This is a genomic window from Rhizobium sp. NFR12, from assembly GCF_900108545.1.
Lineage (GTDB): Bacteria > Pseudomonadota > Alphaproteobacteria > Rhizobiales > Rhizobiaceae > Neorhizobium > Neorhizobium soli.
This window is the reverse complement of record NZ_FNWM01000002.1, coordinates 846,190-862,197: the sequence shown is the minus strand read 5'-3', so window position 1 is coordinate 862,197 and position 16,008 is coordinate 846,190. Positions and strand designations below refer to the sequence as shown.

Here is a 16,008-nt window from a genome sequence, read left to right as displayed (position 1 = left end):
CAATGCAGTCAGATGGCGAACAGACGGTCCGCTTCGGCGGGTCGGACCCGGTCGATCGACCTCTTGGCCGCTCCATCAAACGGGGCCTCGCCTGTCGCTGTCCTGCCTGTGGAGAGGGCCGGCTTTTCCGTGCCTTCCTGAAGCCAGTCGATCATTGTTCCGTCTGCGGTGAAGATATCTCCCACCATCGTGCAGACGACCTTCCGGCCTATCTCGTCATCGTCGTGGTTGGTCACGTGCTGATGACCGGCTACATGCTGACCGATATGATCCTGCGTGTCTCTCCTTGGGTCCACCTCGCCATCTGGGCACCGCTCGCGGTGCTTGCCGCCATCGCGACGATCCAGCCCATCAAGGGCGGTGTCATCGGCCTGCAATGGGCAAACCGCATGCATGGGTTCGGCGGCGGCGAGGACGGGACCGATTCGACCAGCGGTCCGAGCAACAGACCGAACTGATCATGGACCACCGTTCGTTACCACCTTCCCGTCCTATTTCATGCGTACGGACGTCCAGTCCGAAGCCGACTTGTAAGGAAGTCTGAATGCCTCAGCCGACGACCGACGAAAACGGCCATGTCGCGGAGATCCACTGGCCATCCCTGATCGCAGCCACCGCCGCCGTCAGCGCCGTGGGAATAGCCATGGGGCTCGGCCTGCCGCTGCTGAGCATCATCCTTGAAAAACGCGGTATCTCATCGACGCTGATCGGGTTGAACGCTGCCATGGCAGGCGTTGCAGCCATGGTTGCCGCCCCGATCACGACGAAATGTGCTCATGACTTTGGTGTGGCGCGCAGCATGATGATCGCCGTGGTGATCGCCGCCTTCAGCGCCATCTGTTTCTACTATGCTGACCAATTCTGGATGTGGTTTCCGCTACGCTTTACGTTCCATGGCGCGACCACGGCTCTTTTCATCCTTTCCGAATTCTGGATCAATGAAGCCGCGCCACCCAGACGACGCGGATTGGTCCTCGGCATATACGCAACGGTGCTGGCGGTCGGGTTCGCGATCGGGCCAATGCTGTTTTCGCTTCTCGGCAGCGATGGCGTGCTTCCGTTCATCGTCGGCGCACTCATTATCATGACGGCCATCATACCGATCTTTCTCGCCCGTCACGAAAGTCCGAAGCTAGACAGCAAGCCCGAGCGGCACTTCTTCCACTATATATTCCTCGTTCCCAGTGCGACGGCAGCCGTCTTCGCCTTTGGTGCAGTCTCGGTTGGCGGACTGTCGCTGTTTCCGATCTATGCGTTGCGCGAACAGATGACCGAATCGCATGCGGCCATCCTCTTGACGGTGATGGGACTGGGCAACATGGCCTTCCAGATCCCGCTGGGGATGATTTCGGACCGCATGCGTGACCGCAGGCCGCTTCTGACCGGCCTCGCCGTGCTGGGCGTTCTCGGCTCTCTGACGATCCCCTTCCTGATCGGCAACTGGATGATGACCGCAGTTCTTCTGTTCATGTGGGGCGGCTGTATCTCCGGCCTCTATACCGTTGGCCTCGCGCATCTGGGCGCTCGCCTTCGAGGTGCCGATCTGGTCGCTGCCAATGCCGCCTTCATCTTCTGCTATGCCGTCGGCACGGTTGCAGGACCACAGGGCATCGGCGCTGCCATGGATGTCGCGGGCAATGACGGCTTTGCCTGGGCGCTGGCCGGTTTCTTTGGCTTTTACGTGGTTGTTTCGGGGGCTCGATGGTTTTTACCAACGAAACAAGGTTGACATTCTGACCGCGATTTGTAATTTCGCCCCAGATTTCGCCGTCGACCGTCTGCGTCCGCGGCTCCACTTTTCTTAAAGGCGCTAAGACCATGGCAAAAGCTACGACCATCAAGATCAAGCTGCTGTCGACGGCTGATACCGGTTTCTTCTACGTAACCACGAAGAACAGCCGTACGATGACAGACAAGATGACCAAGACGAAGTACGATCCGGTTGCCCGGAAGCACGTCGAATTCAAGGAAACCAAGATCAAGTAAGATCTGGTCATTTAAAGGCATGAAAGAAGGCGCAGGCTGATCAGCCGGGCGCCTTTTTCTTTGCCTGCTGTTTTCACGCGTGAGGATCCAAACGCAAAAAGCGCCACCGTCATTTCTGACAGCGGCGCTTTGATTGGGGGTCGACCGGCTTGCAATCGCGGCACGAGGAGCCGTTGAAATTGCTTGCCAGTCGACCGACCCCACGACCCAGGAGATGCGGCGGACCTGAGCATCATGGGGTATCTCGACGTAAGCTGAAGGAACCCTTCGCCCCGTTGAAACCAAAATTGCGCAAAATCAATGGAAAATCAACACATACTTAGATCAGTACGAAACTGTTTGGATATGATGGTTAAAATCCACACGCGTCTTTGTAGAAAGACGCTATTCCGGCTCTTCAATTGTTAGGTTTATTCTGAGCCAAAGCGTTTTTAGCTTTATCCACCCTACGGTGTTTGGTGCGAGCTCGAAGATTAGCCCGGCTTCGAGACGGAAGTAAAAGGCGATTATAAATCGTCAGCGAGAAGCAGGACTTTCTCGCTTCTGTGTAGATGCTACCGTATCGTTCGGCAATGCTCAAACAAAGCACCGGTCTTCCATTCCCGTATGCGTTTTATTCGGCTCGAAGCCGCGTACGAATCGTCAAATTTAATTGAGGAAACTGGGGGACGAGCGCTTCTTTATCAAAAAGCCTCGCTGCAAGACGAAAGATATTATATTAGCGTATTTTAATATGTGACGATCCTCGTGCAAATCTTAAGCGGCGGCTGCAACGACTCGGTTGCGCCCGCTGTTCTTGGCGTCGTAAAGCGCACGGTCGGCTTGTTTCAACAACTGCTCCGGCGTTTCCGCTCCACTGCGGCTGCAGGCAATCCCAAGCGAAGCTGTGATGTTCAGGCTGGCGCCAGTGCTTTTCAGCACGAACGGCGTCTGCTCGATGATGTTGCGCAATCGTTCGGCAATCAAAGCTGCGGCGGCGCTATCCGTATCGGGCATAACCACCACGAATTCCTCGCCACCGAACCGGCAGGCGAGATCAGCACCGCGTACCGTGGACCGGATACGGGCCGCAACTTCCTTCAGCACCTCGTCACCGGCGTCGTGGCCGTGCGTGTCGTTGACCGATTTGAAGCGATCGATGTCGGTGATGCAGACGGACAGCGGCCGCCCACGGGCTGTTGCGCGGGCAAACAGCACCTTCATGTGATTGTCGAGATAACGGCGATTGTGCAGACCGGTCAGGGCATCTGTCACAGCCAGTTCGATCGTATGGCGCACGCTCAACCGCAGGCGGTCGTTGTAACGCTTACGCTTGATCTGCGTCAGGGTCCGGGCCACGAGTTCATTCGGATCGATCGGCCGGATGATGTAGTCGTTGACGCCGAGATCGAGCGCCCGGACGATGACCTGGTCGTCGCCGTGTTCCGTCACCAGCAGCAGCGGCAGGAATCGGGTCCGCTCCAGCGATCGCAGTTGTGAACAGAGCCTCAGCGGATCGTAGTCATCGAAATTCGTATTGACGATCACCAGATCGAACGGGTTTTCAGCCGCTTCGAAAAGGGCTGCCTGCGGATCGGAGATGGCAGTGATATCCGCGACGGGTTTCAGCGCCCTGACGATGCGTTCCTGCGAGCTTCCGCGGCCATCGACCAGCAGGACCTGCGCGACGTCGTCCTGAGCGTCCTGCCCCGCTGCACTCTTCATCATGTCCTGCAGCGTGAGATCCTGCGCGGTGTCGGACCGGATGCGCAGCTCGTCACTCAGCGTCTTCAGCCGCACGAGGCTTTTGACACGGGAAATCAGCTGCAGGTCGTTGACCGGCTTGGTCAGAAAATCGTCGGCACCGGCTTTCAGGCCGCGCACGCGGTCGGAGGGCTGGTCCAGCGCGGTGACCATGACAACAGGGATATGGGATGTCCGCGGATTGGCTTTCAGCCGCTCGCAGACTTCGAACCCGTCAATGCCCGGCATCATGATGTCGAGCAGGATGACATCGACATGGGCCTGTTCACAGATCGCCAGCGCCTTGTAGCCGTCATCGGCAGTCAAAACGTCGAAATATTCCGCAAGCAGGCGTGCCTCGAGCAGCTTCACGTTTGCGGGAATGTCGTCGACTACCAGGATCCGTGCCGTCATGTCATTCTCCGACCTTACGCGTCGCCAAGATACGTCTTGATGGTCTCGATGAACTTCGGCACCGAGATGGGCTTCGAAACATAGGCTTCGCACCCGCCCTGTCGGATTCGTTCCTCGTCGCCCTTCATCGCGAATGCGGTGACGGCGATGACCGGTATGACGTGCAGTTCGTCGTCTTCCTTCAGCCACTTGGTCACTTCCAGACCCGATACTTCGGGCAGCTGGATATCCATCAGGATCAGATCCGGACGGTGACGGCGGGCAAGATCCAACGCCTCCATGCCATTGCGCGTCTGGATCGTCTCGTAGCCGGACGCTTCGATCAAATCGCGGAAGAGCTTCATGTTCAGCTCGTTGTCTTCGACAATCATGACCCGTTTGGGCATGTCGATCCGTTCCTTAAATCGCGCCTTGCAAGCGTGCTTTCAGTCTATAAGCTTTCCGAACACGAGATTCTTTAAGCCACTAGCGGCACACGTTAAGGGCATTTGGTTGAGAAATAGGTAACTTGAGCAGGCGATGAGGTTCGATCCGTTGAATAACAAGGCACCCGCCGCAGCCCCCGAAGAGACGGCCGGCGCAATCCTCAGCTGGCTTGCGGACGAGCCTGACATGTTCTCCCGGTTTCTGGCGCTTTCCGGTCTCCAGCCCGGCCAACTTCGTTCTGTGATCGACGATCCGGGCTTTCTGGGCGGCATGATCGATTTTCTGATGAGCCACGAGCCAACGCTGATGGCATTTTGCGAAGCGACGAACACGAGACCGGAAACGGTTGCCGCAGCGTCACACTATTATTCCAAGCCTGCACTCGATTCGGGCGACTACTGAGATGGAGAACTCTTCCGGCGTTGCCCTCGATTTCTCCCATGTCCAACTGGGCGACCGCCCGCTGGTCGTATGCGACGTCGATGACGTCGTTCTGGACTTCGCGGCACCTTTCACCGAGTTCATCAAGGCAGAGGGGCTGGAGCTGCTGCCGCGCTCCTTCCGCCTCACCGGCAATATCGTTTCGGTCGAAACGCAGGTCCCTATCGAGGAAGCGGACGTCAAACGCCTGATCGGCGCGTTCTTCGACCGCCAAGAAGACTGGCAGACGCCCTCTGCGCTTTCGATCGAGACCCTTAAGGCGATCGGTAAGGCTGCAGACGTCATCTTCCTCACTGCCATGCCGCCACGCTATCAGGAACAGCGTCGCCGGCTTCTCGACCGGCTCGACCTCACCTTCCCTCTCGTCGCGACGGAGGAGAAGAAAGGCCCTGTCATGCAGATGATCCATGCCGCGCGCCCCCTTCCCTCGGTCTTTATCGATGACATGGCCCACAACCTGCATTCGGTCCGCGACCACGTCGAGAACTGCCTGCTGATCCACATGATGCCGGACAGTCCTCTGCACCAGCTTGCTCCGAAGCCTGATCAACCGATCGTCCGGGCCACAGACTGGCCGCATGCCGCAGAGATGATCGACGCCTACATCCTGTCCCAAATCCCGCATCATCGAACCGCAAAATAGTGGTTGAAGGATGTGCGTTCTACTCTTGAGAGGTTGCAGCTTACGGCCTATTGTCGGAATGTTCAACCTTTGTTCCGCCGATGACAGTCGTACCAAATCACAAGCCCGGCTTCTGTCGAGACTGCTTTGCCGAGCAGAAGGCAGAGGTGCGACGATGTCGCGCCTGCGGCAGTCCACGGCTGGTGTATCATCGCGAACTTCATGACCTGACGCTTGCCCATATCGACTGCGATGCCTTTTACGCCACCATCGAGAAACGCGACGACCCGAGCCTGGCCGACAAGCCGGTGATCATCGGCGGCGGCAAGCGCGGCGTGGTGTCGACCGCCTGCTACATCGCCCGCATCAGCGGCGTCCGGTCGGCAATGCCGATGTTCAAGGCGCTCGAACTCTGCCCGGATGCGGTCGTCATCAAGCCGAACATGGAGAAATACGTCACTGCCGGCCGACAGGTGCGGCAGATGATGATGGATCTGACGCCGCTGGTGCAGCCGATCTCGATCGACGAGGCGTTTCTGGAACTGGCAGGCACCCAGCGTCTGCACCACGATCAGCCCAGCCGCATTCTCGCAAAGCTCGCAAAACGCGTCGAATCCGAGATTGGCATCAGTATTTCCGTCGGGCTCTCCTACTGCAAGTTCCTCGCCAAGGTCGCTTCCGACCTCGAAAAGCCGCGGGGTTTTTCGGTGATCGGTCGCGCGGAAGCCGTGGAATTTCTGGCAACCCGGCCGGTCACGACGATATGGGGCGTCGGCCGGGCCTTCAATGCGACTCTGGAAGCGGACGGCATCCGCACCATCGGCCAGTTGCAAGTGATGGAAGAGGCCGACCTGATGCGCCGCTACGGCGCGATGGGCCAGCGCCTCTATCGTTTGTCTCGCGGTATCGACGACCGCGAGGTGCATCTCAACGACCCGGCGAAAAGCGTGTCGGCCGAGACCACGTTCTTCGACGACATCTCCCGCCACGACGACCTGGTCCCGATCATGCGCCGGCTTTCGGAGAAGGTGTCTAAACGACTGAAGAGCGAGGACATTGCAGGCCAGACGGTGGTGTTGAAATTGAAGACCGCGGATTTCAAAAGCCGTACCCGCAACAAGCGGCTGGAAGACCCGACCCAGCTTGCCGACCGGATCTTCCGCACCGGTATCTCAATGCTGGAGCGGGAGACGGACGGTACAAAATTTCGCCTGCTTGGGATCGGCGTCACCGATCTGACCGACCCTGCCCGTGCAGATCCGCCGGATCTCGTGGATGTTCAGGCCGGACGCCGGGCGGCTGCGGAAGCGGCCATGGACAAGCTGCGTGAGAAGTTCGGAGCTGCGGCCGTCGAGACCGGCTATACGTTTGGCGACAAGCGCCGCGACCGATAGTTTCAATCAAACGTGATTAAATTTTTCCTGCTAAACGTGACGAGATCAGCGCGGATGCAAACCTTCGTTAAACCTCGCTCGTTAAAATGCGGCTCAAGTTTTGCGTATGAGGTTTAGCATGATGCGTCGCCTGGTTTTGGGGTTCTGTCTGATGTCCGCGACGATGCTGTCGCCTCCAGCGTTTGCAGCGGACAGTGTTCCCCTGCAGATCATCGTTTCCAAGGACAGGCAATCGCTGACCGTCTACGAGGGCGAGACCGTGGTCGCCAGGTCGCGGATATCGAGCGGCAAGGCCGGGCACGATACGCCGACCGGCATCTTCTCCATCCTTGAGAAGCGGAAATACCACGAGTCGAACATCTATTCGAATGCACCGATGCCGTTCATGCAGCGAATCACCTGGTCAGGTATCGCGCTGCACGAGGGCAACGTTCCGAACTATCCGGCGTCGCACGGCTGCGTGCGCCTGCCGAGCGGTTTTGCGACCAAGCTTTACGGCCTGACCGAGCGTGGTGCGCATGTGATCGTGACCGATGCGGACGTGGTGCCGCAGCGCATCGAGGACGTCGTGCTGTTCTCGCCGCGCAAGCCTTTGCCTGCCGGCGCGCTGATGACCGATGTCGATCTTCGCACCGCATCGATCAAGGCCTCGCCGAAGAAGCCGGTGGAAGTGGCGATGAATGTCGCGCCGGCCAATCCGAACCGCGCCACGGATGCTCTTCCGACGCAGCCTGATGATCTCGAGGAAGCGCAGACGCACGCGCTGCGCATCCTGATCACGCGGCGTACCGACCGCGAGACGCTGATGGACGCCCAGAAGTTGCTGGAAGAAATGGGCTTTGAGACCGGCGGCTCCGACGGCTATGTCGGACCGCTGACTCGCAGCGCCGTTGCCGGCTTCAAGCGCTGGAAAGGCCTGAAGCAGACGGGCCCGATGATAAGCGGCGAGTTCATCGACGCGCTCTACGCCTCTGCCGGCCAGCCGAAGCCACCCGCCGGCCAGATCATGGTGCGGCAGAATTTCGAACCGCTGTTTGAGGCCCCTGTCGGCATCAAGGCGCCGGAAGTGGCCCTCGGCACGCATCTCTTCACTGTCGACAAGATCGATCGCTCGATCGAATCAGCCGATTGGCACGCGGTGACGTTGCCGAACGTGCTGTCCGATGCGACGATGAAGCGGCTGGGGATCACCGTGGCGGCCGATGCGAAACTGCCGGGTGCCGCGAAAGCCGCACTCGACCGGATCGAGATTTCGCAGGACGTGCGCGACCGGATCGAGACGCTGATGGCGGATGGGACGTCGGTCACGATCAACGACGAATCGCTTGGACCGGAGACCGGCAAGGGCACCGATTTCGTCACGCTGACCAAGTCGTCGAAAACCGAGATGGTGGCAGTTCAGGATATTGGCTCAACGCCTGCCGCCGAGCCGCGCGCCAAGCGGAGTGTCATCCGTTACCAAGGCGGCGTCGGCCTCTACTGAGGCCAACGCCGACCACGGTCGGTTAGACCAGTTCCACATCCAGCACACCGGGCGCAGCCTTCAACGCGGCGGCGATTTCCGGCGAGATGCGATACCGTTCCGTCAGTTCTACCTCGATCTCGCGCTTGCCATCATCCTTGATGACGATAAACGAGACGAGGCCATCGCCGCGGGCATTAAGATGCCGGGCGACCGTCTTCAGCGGCCCTGAGTCGCGCACGAAAACCCGCAGCGCCTTCTGCATGCGGACCGACTGTTCCTCCAACGACTGCACCGTCTGGATCCGCAGGCCAATGCCTTCCGGACGCTCGTCGGCCTGAACGGTGATGACAAGCGATTTTCCGGGCTCCAGCAGATCGCGGTATTGGGCCAACGCTTCGGAAAACAGCACCGCCTCGAACTGACCGGTGGAATCGGAAAACATGACGATGCCCATCTTGTTGCCGGTGCGCGTCTTGCGTTCCTGGCGACCGGTGACGGTCCCGGCAAGCCGACCCGCCGTGGCGCCGGCCCTCACTGCCGTCGAGAAGTCCGCGAAGGTCTGGACGCGCATCTTGTCGAGCACCGCACCGTAGGTATCGAGCGGATGGGCCGACAGGTAGAAGCCGAGCACCTGATACTCGCGCATCAGCATTTCCGACGGCATCCACGGATTGAAGGTCGGAAGAACCAGTTTTTCCGGACCACTGGCCGCGCCCGAGCCGAAGAAATCGGACTGGCCGGAGACCTTCTCCTCCTGGGCGCGCTGGGCATAGCCGATGACGCGGTCCATCCCGGCGCTGAGCTGCGCCCGATCGAAGCCGAAGCAATCGAAGGCGCCGGCAGCGTTGAGGCTTTCGAAGACGCGGCGGTTGATCTGCTTCGGGTCGATGCGCAGGCAGAAATCCTCGATCGAAGCAAAGGGCGTGTCGCCTCGGACCTCGACGATGTGATCGACGGCGTTTTCGCCGACGCCCTTGATGGCAGCGAGCGCGTAATAGATGCGGTTGTCGCCCGTCTCGAAGCGGCGGAACGAGGTCTGGACCGATGGCGGAATGACCTTGATGCCGAGCCGTCCCGCGTCTTCGCGGAAATCGTTCAGCTTTTCGGTGTTCGCCATATCGTAGGTCATCGACGCGGCGAGGAACTCGACCGGGTAATGCGCCTTCATATAGGCCGTCTGGTAGGAGACGATGGCGTAGGCGGCGGCATGCGACTTGTTGAAGCCGTAGTTGGCGAACTTCGCCAGCAGTTCGAAGATGTTCTTCGCCTGTGGCTTCGACACGCCGTTCTTGATGGCGCCACTGACAAAGCGCTCGCTCTGCTGGTCCATCTCGGCCTTGATCTTCTTGCCCATGGCGCGCCGCAGAAGGTCGGCTTCGCCGAGCGAATAGCCCGACAGGACCTGGGCGATCTGCATCACCTGTTCCTGGTAGACGATGACGCCCTGGGTTTCCTTGAGCAGATAATCGATCGACGGATGGACCGATTCGATTTCTTCCTCGCCGTGCTTGCGGGCATTGTAGGTCGGGATGTTTTCCATCGGACCCGGGCGATAGAGCGCCACCAGCGCAATAATGTCCTCGATACAGTCCGGTTTCATGCCGATCAGCGCCTTGCGCATGCCGGCGCTTTCTACCTGGAACACGCCGACGGTCTCGCCGCGCGACAGCATCTGGTAGGTCAGTTCGTCATCGAGCGGGATCTTGGCGAGATCCACGACGATATCGCGCTTCTTGCAGAATTCGACCGCGGTCTTCAGAACCGTCAGCGTCTTCAGGCCGAGAAAGTCGAACTTTACCAGACCCGCCTGCTCGACCCATTTCATGTTGAACTGGGTGACCGGCATGTCGGAGCGCGGATCGCGGTACATCGGCACCAGCTTCGACAGCGGGCGGTCACCGATGACGATACCGGCGGCGTGGGTCGAGGCGTGGCGGTAGAGACCTTCGATCTTCTGGGCGATATCGAGAAGACGGCCAACGACCGGCTCCTTGTCGACCTCTTCCTGAAACTTCGGCTCTTCCTCGATCGCCTTTGCCAAGGTGGTCGGATTGGCCGGGTTGTTGGGCACCAGTTTGCAGATGCGATCGACCTGGCCATAGGGCATTTCGAGAACGCGGCCGACGTCGCGCAGTGCTGCGCGGGCCTGTAGCGAACCGAAGGTGATGATCTGCGCTACCTGCTCGCGGCCATATTTGCGCTGAACGTAGCGGATCACTTCTTCGCGGCGATCCTGGCAGAAGTCGATGTCGAAGTCGGGCATCGAGACGCGGTCGGGATTGAGGAAGCGTTCGAACAGCAGCGAGAAGCGCAGCGGATCGACGTCGGTGATCGTCAGCGCATAGGCAACCAGCGAGCCTGCACCGGAACCGCGGCCCGGACCGACCGGGATGTTCTGCAGCTTTGCCCATTTGATGAAGTCGGCAACGATCAGGAAGTAGCCCGGGAACTTCATCTTCTCGATGACGCCGAGCTCGAAATCGAGCCGTTCGCGATAATCCTGCTCGGTGAAGCCGGCGGTGATACCGAGTTCGGCCATCCGGTTCTCGAGGCCTTCGACCGACTGACGGCGCAGCTCCGCCGTTTCGGCGCGCTCCGCTTCTGCCGGATCATCGGTGGCGCCGGTGAAGCGCGGTAGGATCGGGCTGCGGGTCTTCAGGATGAACGAGCAGCGCTTGGCGATCTCGACCGTGTTTTCGAGCGCTTCCGGCAGATCGGCGAACAGCTTTGCCATTTCGGCACGGCTCTTCAGGTAATGGTCGGGCGTCAAACGGAAACGGGTATCGTCGGATACGATCGCATTGTGCGCGACGGCCATCAGGGCATCATGAGCGTCGTAATCGGACTTGCCCGGGAAGAAGGCCTCATTGGTCGCGACCAGCGGCACATCCTGGTCGTAGGCAAGATCGATCATCCGCTGCTCATGACGGCGGTCGTAAGTGCCGTGACGCTGCAGTTCAATATACAGACGATCGCCAAAGGCCTGCTTCAATGACAGGAGGCGCGCCTTTGCGAGTACGGTGTTGCCATCCTTCATTGCCATGTCGACAGGGCCACCGGCAGCACCTGTCAGCGCGATCAGTCCTTCGGTGCCGCCATCTTCGAGCCAGGCGCGGCAGATATGCGTTGCCGCCTGCCCTTCTCCATCGAGATAGGCACGGCTGACGAGATCCACCAGCCGCTCGTATCCCTTGGCATTGGCGGCAAGCACAACGATTGCCGGCAGCTTCGCCAAATGGCCGTTGCGGCGCTCGTCTGGCTGATCCTCCATGTCAATCGACAGCTGGCAACCGATGATCGGCTGAATGCCATCACCGATGGATTTTTGGGCGAATTCCAGCGCGACGAAGAGATTGTTGGTATCGGTGACGGCGATCGCGGGCTGATTGTCCGCGATGGCCTTGGAGAGGATTTTCTTGAGCGGCAGCGCACCTTCCAGAAGCGAATAGGCGGAATGGACGCGCAGATGCACGAACTGTGGCGTCGCTCCCAAATCCTCCGATTCCGATTGTAAAGTCGCTGCGTCCGCCATCTGATACCCATTCCTTGAATCGGGTCATTGTCCGGCGCGAAGGCTTCAGAGTCGAGTCAAGAATGGTCTTCTCAACCTCTTTCGGCTTGCGCCCGCCGGCTGGGCGAGCACGGACCGGCTCACATCACCAGCATGATCATCGACAAGCTGGCAACGAAAGTTGCAATGGAGGCGAATGCGGCAATATCACGAAGAAGGTCAGTCATCGTCGTCTCCCGTGTTCGTTTATGTTGGCACTTTGTTCTCTTTTCGTGCCAACGTCAATAGTAGAACAAAACGGGAATAGAAGTTTCTGACCGATGGTTAATTCTGCTTGCTGGCTGGAGGTAACCAGCGCTCCATAGGCCCATGCCGTTGCCGGCCAACGCAAGCGGTCGGCAGCCAAACGCCAGCCATCGCTGCGGATCGCTGACGTGACGTCATTCCATGGCAGCAGTGTCCATCGCACGCCCCTTCGAGGATGTGACGATGGACACTATCGGATTAGGGGCACGCTTTGGGGATCAGTGCGTTCGCTAGAACTCGACGACTTTGCCGCCCTCGATCGTGACGCGACGATCCATGCGGGCAGCGAGATCATGATTGTGGGTGGCAATCAGTGCAGCAAGCCCTGACTGGCGCACCAGCGCCTCCAGCGCTTCGAACACGTAGGATGCCGTCTTCGGGTCGAGATTGCCGGTGGGTTCGTCGGCCAGCAAAAGGCGGGGCGCGTTGGCCACCGCACGGGCAATCGCCACGCGCTGCTGTTCACCACCAGACAGTTCCGACGGGCGGTGTTCGCCGCGATGACCGATTCGCATGTAATCGAGAAGCTGGCCCGCGCGTTCGCGCGCTTCCCCCTTCGAAAGGCCGCCAATCAGCTGCGGCATCATGATGTTCTCGATCGCCGTGAATTCCGGCAGCAGATGGTGAAACTGGTAAACGAAGCCGATGTCGGAGCGACGGATCGAGGTGCGCTCTTCATCCGACAAACCGTTGCAGGCCCGACCGCCGATCGTCACATCGCCAGCGTCCGGATGTTCAAGCAGGCCTGCCAGATGCAAGAGCGTCGATTTGCCGGTACCGGACGGGGCGACGAGCGCCACGATCTCGCCGCTCACGAGCGAGAAGTCTGCCCCGTTGAGGATCGACAGGCTCGTCTCCCCCTGGCCGTAGTGACGTTCGACGCCTGAGAGATTGAGGACGGTTTTACGCGGGACAGCCATGGAGACCTATTCGTATCGGAGGGCCTGGACAGGATCGAGCTTCGAGGCTCTCCATGCCGGGAAAATGGTGGCGAAGAAGGACAGGACCAGCGCCATGATGACGACCGAGAAGGTCTCGCCAAAACTCATTTCGGCCGGAAGCTGGCTGAGGAAATAGAGCTCCGGATCAAAGAGGATGGTGCCCGAGACCCAAGAAAAGAACTGTCGGATCGATTCGATGTTGAGGCAGACGATAACGCCGAGCGCGACGCCGGCAAACGTGCCAACGATGCCGATAGCAGCACCCGTCATGAAGAAGATCCGCATGATGGCGCCGGAACTCGCGCCCATCGTGCGCAGGATTGCGATATCGGAGCCCTTGTCCTTCACCAGCATGATCAGGCCGGAGATGATGTTGAGTGCCGCGACCAGCACGATCAGCGTCAGGATCATGAACATCACGTTGCGTTCAACCTGAAGCGCCGAGAAGAAGGTCTGGTTGCGCTGACGCCAGTCGGTGATGAAAATCTGGCGACCGGCAGCCTGCTCCACCAGCGGACGCATGTCCTCGACATTGTCGGGGTGATCGATGAACAGTTCGATCGACTGCACCAGCCCTTCGGCATTGAAATAGAGCTGCGATTCCTCAAGCGGCATGTAGATGATCGTCGCGTCGTATTCCGACATGCCGATCTCGAAAACGCCGGACACTGGATAGGATTTAACGCGCGGATTGACACCCATCGGTGTCACGTCGCCTTCGGGCGAAATCAGCGTGATCTGGTCGCCGGCCGAAATGCCGAGCTGCGAGGCAAGCCTGGAGCCGACAAGAACGCCCTGCCCCGACGCAAAGCCGACGATATCGCCCTGCTTGATATTACCAGCAACTTCCGTGACCTTCTCAAGGTCTTCCGGCCGTACGCCGCGCACAAGAGCGCCGGAACCGGCGCCACCCTTGCCGGATGCCAGCGTCTGTCCCTCGACAAGCGGCAGGGCCATCTTGACGCCGGGAACGGCAGCGAATTTCTTGGTCAGTTCCGCGTAGTCGGTGAACGGCTGGTCGATCGGCTGGATCACCATATGGCCGTTGATTCCGAGAATGCGGGAAATCAGTTCGGTGCGGAAACCGTTCATGACCGCCATAACGATGATCAGGGTGGCGACGCCGAGCATGATGCCGACGAAAGAAAAGCCCGCGATGACCGAGATGAAGGCTTCCTTGCGGCGCGAGCGCAGGTAGCGCCAGGCGACCATTCGCTCGAACGACGAGAAAGCGCCAGCCCGCGGAGACTTGTCGACCTTCTCTGGTTCACCACTCGTCGCGATGCTCGCCATTCACGCTTCCTTACACATGGAGCGCGCGGGAGGCTTCCCGCGCTGCTGTATCAGATATATGCCTGCCTAGCCTGTCGTCAGACTGGCCCGGCGAGACGTCGGTGTCCGATCATCCGGCGACGCGGTTGAGCGCCGCTTCGAGCGTCATGACGTCACGGGCTGCGGACTTGCGGTCCTTGACCTCGACCTCGCCGTTGGCGGCGGAGCGCGGACCGACGATTATCTGTACCGGAACACCGATCAGATCCGCTGTCGCGAACTTGGTGCCGGCGCGTTCGTCGGTATCGTCAAGCAGCACGTCCTTGCCGGCCTTGTTGAGCTTTACATAGAGATCTTCCGACAGACGATCGCATGCCTCGTCACCGGGCTTCATGTTGATCACCACGACATCGAACGGCGCAACGGATGCCGGCCAGATGATTCCGTTATCGTCATGCGATGCTTCGATGATGGCGGGAACAAGGCGTGTCGGCCCGATGCCGTAGGATCCCATGTGGACAAGATGTTCCTTGCCATCAGGGCCCTGCACCTTTGCGCCCATCGGCTCGGAATATTTCGTGCCGAAATAGAAGATATGGCCGACTTCGATGCCGCGGGCAGAGAGGCGATCGGCATCCGGGATCTGATCGAAGGCCGATTCGTCGTGCATTTCGGACGTCGCGGCGTAGACCGATGTCCACTTGTCAAAGATCGCCTGCATGCCGGCGACATCGTCGAAATCGGTATCTTCGCCGGGAATGTCGAAATTGACGAAGTCGCGGTGCGAGAACACTTCCGACTCACCGGTTTCGGCAAGGATGATGAACTCGTGGCTGTGGTTGCCGCCGATCGGGCCGGTATCGGCACGCATAGGAATGGCGCGCAGTCCCAAACGATCGAAGGTGCGCAGATAGGCCGCAAACATCTTGTTATAAGAGTGGACGGCGTCTTCCTTGTTCAAATCGAAGGAATAGGCATCCTTCATCAGGAATTCGCGCGAGCGCATGGTGCCGAAACGCGGGCGGATCTCGTCGCGGAACTTCAGCTGGATATGGTAGAGGTTGAGCGGCAAGCTCTTGTAGGACTTGACGTAGGACCGGAAGATATCCGTGATCATTTCCTCGTTGGTCGGTCCGTAGAGCATCGGCCGCTCCTGGCGGTCCTTGATGCGCAGCATTTCCTTACCGTAGGCGTCGTAGCGACCGCTTTCCTGCCACAGCTCGGCCGACTGCAGCGTCGGCATCATCAGTTCGACGGCGCCAGCCCGGTTCTGTTCCTCGCGGACGATCTTGTTGACCTTGTCCAGCACGCGCTTGCCAAGCGGCAGCCAGGAATAGATGCCTTGGCTCTGCTGACGGATCATGCCCGCACGCAGCATCAGCCGGTGCGAGACAATTTCCGCTTCCTTGGGGTTTTCCTTCAGGATGGGCATAAAATAGCGGGACAGACGCATGGACGTTTCCGGTTTCCGAGGCGTTCCCCAGATAACAAGGGAATCGGCCGTTTCT

13 protein-coding genes are annotated in these 16,008 nt (G+C 59.5%); 7 read left to right on the top strand and 6 right to left on the bottom strand.

Annotated elements, in window-relative coordinates; translation table 11 throughout:
* The first annotated feature begins 2 nt into the window (after nt 1-2).
* From BLW69_RS11430 to rpmG, 3 genes are all read left to right on the top strand, one after another.
* The gene (locus tag BLW69_RS11430; RefSeq protein WP_062453212.1) at nt 3-458 is read left to right on the top strand and encodes a DUF983 domain-containing protein; all 456 of its coding nucleotides are present in this window, start codon (nt 3-5) and stop codon (nt 456-458) included.
* Nucleotides 459-544: 86 nt separating this feature from the next.
* Nucleotides 545-1,729, top strand: a complete 1,185-nt coding sequence (locus tag BLW69_RS11425) for an MFS transporter (RefSeq protein WP_062453213.1) — start codon at nt 545-547, stop codon at nt 1,727-1,729.
* Between the two features lie 89 nt (nt 1,730-1,818).
* Nucleotides 1,819-1,986: a 50S ribosomal protein L33 gene (gene rpmG, locus BLW69_RS11420; protein ID WP_007626161.1), complete on the top strand. Its 168-nt coding sequence runs from the start codon at nt 1,819-1,821 to the stop codon at nt 1,984-1,986.
* Between the two features lie 756 nt (nt 1,987-2,742).
* On the opposite strand, the gene BLW69_RS11415 is transcribed toward rpmG, so the two are convergent.
* Together BLW69_RS11415 and BLW69_RS11410 are read right to left on the bottom strand one after the other, a co-directional pair.
* Entirely contained in the window at nt 2,743-4,122 is a 1,380-nt protein-coding gene (locus BLW69_RS11415) for a PleD family two-component system response regulator (RefSeq protein ID WP_062453214.1), read from the bottom strand.
* Between the two features lie 14 nt (nt 4,123-4,136).
* The gene (locus BLW69_RS11410) at nt 4,137-4,508 is read right to left on the bottom strand and encodes a response regulator (protein WP_062453215.1); all 372 of its coding nucleotides are present in this window, start codon (nt 4,506-4,508) and stop codon (nt 4,137-4,139) included.
* A gap of 133 nt (nt 4,509-4,641) precedes the next feature.
* Here BLW69_RS11410 and BLW69_RS11405 point away from each other — a divergent pair, with 133 nt between their 5' ends.
* The 4 genes from BLW69_RS11405 (at nt 4,642) to BLW69_RS11390 (ending at nt 8,488) form a co-directional block, all read left to right on the top strand.
* Nucleotides 4,642-4,950 carry a DUF3572 domain-containing protein gene (locus BLW69_RS11405; RefSeq protein ID WP_062453216.1) on the top strand — a complete coding sequence of 103 codons (309 nt, stop codon included), beginning with the start codon at nt 4,642-4,644 and terminating at the stop codon, nt 4,948-4,950.
* 1 nt (nt 4,951) lies between these two features.
* The gene (locus tag BLW69_RS11400) at nt 4,952-5,632 is read left to right on the top strand and encodes a hypothetical protein (protein ID WP_092662004.1); all 681 of its coding nucleotides are present in this window, start codon (nt 4,952-4,954) and stop codon (nt 5,630-5,632) included.
* Nucleotides 5,633-5,712: 80 nt separating this feature from the next.
* The gene (locus BLW69_RS11395) at nt 5,713-7,005 is read left to right on the top strand and encodes a DNA polymerase IV (protein WP_092662002.1); all 1,293 of its coding nucleotides are present in this window, start codon (nt 5,713-5,715) and stop codon (nt 7,003-7,005) included.
* A 118-nt stretch (nt 7,006-7,123) separates the two neighbouring features.
* Entirely contained in the window at nt 7,124-8,488 is a 1,365-nt protein-coding gene (locus BLW69_RS11390; protein ID WP_092662000.1) for a L,D-transpeptidase family protein, read from the top strand.
* Between the two features lie 22 nt (nt 8,489-8,510).
* Here the strand turns inward: BLW69_RS11390 and dnaE are convergent, their stop codons facing one another.
* The 4 genes from dnaE to proS form a co-directional block, all read right to left on the bottom strand.
* A complete protein-coding gene (gene dnaE / locus BLW69_RS11385; RefSeq protein ID WP_092661998.1) occupies nt 8,511-12,002 on the bottom strand; it encodes a DNA polymerase III subunit alpha in 3,492 nt (1,163 codons plus the stop codon).
* A 515-nt stretch (nt 12,003-12,517) separates the two neighbouring features.
* A complete protein-coding gene (locus BLW69_RS11380; protein ID WP_062453220.1) occupies nt 12,518-13,207 on the bottom strand; it encodes an ABC transporter ATP-binding protein in 690 nt (229 codons plus the stop codon).
* A 6-nt stretch (nt 13,208-13,213) separates the two neighbouring features.
* Entirely contained in the window at nt 13,214-14,521 is a 1,308-nt protein-coding gene (locus BLW69_RS11375) for a lipoprotein-releasing ABC transporter permease subunit (RefSeq protein WP_062453221.1), read from the bottom strand.
* Nucleotides 14,522-14,630: 109 nt separating this feature from the next.
* Nucleotides 14,631-15,953 (bottom strand): proline--tRNA ligase, encoded by a 1,323-nt coding sequence (gene proS, locus BLW69_RS11370; protein ID WP_062580021.1) that lies wholly within the window; start codon nt 15,951-15,953, stop codon nt 14,631-14,633.
* Nucleotides 15,954-16,008: the final 55 nt, after the last annotated feature.